This window comes from Mesorhizobium sp. M7A.F.Ca.AU.002.02.1.1, assembly GCF_003998535.1.
In the GTDB taxonomy this organism is placed as follows: Bacteria; Pseudomonadota; Alphaproteobacteria; order Rhizobiales; family Rhizobiaceae; genus Mesorhizobium; species Mesorhizobium ciceri.
This window is the reverse complement of record NZ_RZPB01000990.1, coordinates 1-1,872: the sequence shown is the minus strand read 5'-3', so window position 1 is coordinate 1,872 and position 1,872 is coordinate 1. Positions and strand designations below refer to the sequence as shown.

Here is a 1,872-nt window from a genome sequence, read left to right as displayed (position 1 = left end):
GATCGCGCGCTTCATCCGCGAGGAATACTGGCAGATCGCTGCACTGCTGGGCACGCCGCGCAACGAGAATTTCGAAGCGCGGCTGACCGCCTTCGATCGCAAGAAGCTGCAAAAGCTCGACATTTCCAACAAGGCGCAGGCCGACGACATCAAGTCGATGCTCGAAGGCGCGACCTTCAAGGCGGTGTCGGTGGAAGCCAAGCCGACCAAGCGCAATCCCGGCCCGCCCTTCACCACCTCGACGCTGCAGCAGGCCGCCTCGTCGGGTCTCGGCTTCTCGGCCAGCCGCACCATGCAGGTGGCGCAACGCCTCTATGAAGGCATGGAGATCGGCGGCGAGACCACCGGTCTGATCACCTATATGCGAACCGACGGCGTGCAGATGGCACCCGAGGCGATCGACGCCGCACGCGATGCCATTGCCAAGGAATTCGGTCCGAAATACCTGCCGGAAAAGCCGCGCCAATATACGGCCAAAGCCAAGAACGCCCAGGAAGCGCACGAAGCGATCCGCCCGACGGATTTCATGCGTACCCCGGCATCGGTCAGGCAATATCTCGATTCCGACCAGATGCGGCTCTATGAGCTGATCTGGAAGCGCGCCATCGCCAGCCAGATGCAGCCGGCCGAAATCGAGCGCACCACCGCCGAGATCGAGGCGGTCAATGGATCGCGCACCGCGGAGCTGCGTGCCATCGGTTCGGTCGTTCGGTTCGACGGTTTCATCGCCGCATACACCGACCAGAAGGACGACGATGCGGAAGACGAGGAAAATCGTCGCCTGCCCGAGATCCGTGCCGGCGAGCAGCTTGCCCGCCAGGCGATCAACGCCACCCAGCACACCACCGAGCCGCCGCCGCGTTACTCCGAAGCGTCGCTGATCAAGAAGCTGGAAGAGCTCGGCATCGGCCGGCCTTCTACCTATACGGCGATCCTGAAGACGCTCGAGGACCGCGACTATGTCACCATCGACAAGCGCCGGCTGGTGCCGCAGGCCAAGGGCCGGCTGCTGTCGGCTTTCCTCGAAAGCTTCTTCAAGCGCTATGTCGAGTACGACTTCACCGCGTCCCTCGAGGAAAAGCTCGACGAGATTTCGGACGGCAAGCTCGCCTGGAAGGACGTGCTGCGCGATTTCTGGAAGGATTTTTCCGGCGCCGTCGCCGACATCAAGGAACTGCGCGTCACCGACGTGCTGGATGCGCTCAATGAAGAGCTGGCGCCGCTGGTGTTCCCCGCGCGCGAAGACGGTTCGAATCCACGCATCTGCCCGAAATGCGGCACCGGCAATCTGTCGCTGAAGCTCGGCAAGTTCGGCGCCTTTGTCGGCTGCTCCAACTATCCCGAATGCTCCTTCACCCGCCAGCTCGGCGATGCCGCCAACTCCAATGGCGAGAATGGCGGCGGCGAAGACGGCACCAAGGTCATCGGCAAGGACCCCTATACGTCAGAGGAAATCACGCTGCGCAGCGGCCGCTTCGGCCCCTATCTGCAACGCGGCGACGGCAAGGAAGCCAAGCGCTCCAGCCTGCCCAAGGGCTGGACGGCAGAGTCGATCGACCACGAAAAGGCGCTGGCGCTGCTGTCGCTGCCGCGCGATGTCGGCCAGCATCCGGAAACGGCCAAGATGATCTCGGCCGGGCTCGGCCGTTACGGTCCGTTCGTGCTGCATGACGGCACCTATGCCAATCTCGAAAGCATCGAGGACGTGTTCTCGATCGGCCTCAACCGCGCCGTGTCGGTGATCGCCGAGAAGCAGCTGAAGGGCAAGGGTGGCCGCAATGGCGGCACGGCCGCTGCGCTCAAGGAGCTCGGCGACCACCCCGATGGCGGCGGCAAGATCGTCGTGCGCGACGGCAAATACGGGCCTTACGT

1 protein-coding gene is annotated in these 1,872 nt (G+C 63.6%); it reads left to right on the top strand.

The features are described from left to right. Nucleotides 1-1,872 (top strand): type I DNA topoisomerase (gene topA, locus EN879_RS34145; protein WP_127274625.1); only part of this gene is annotated, 1,872 nt, incomplete at both ends.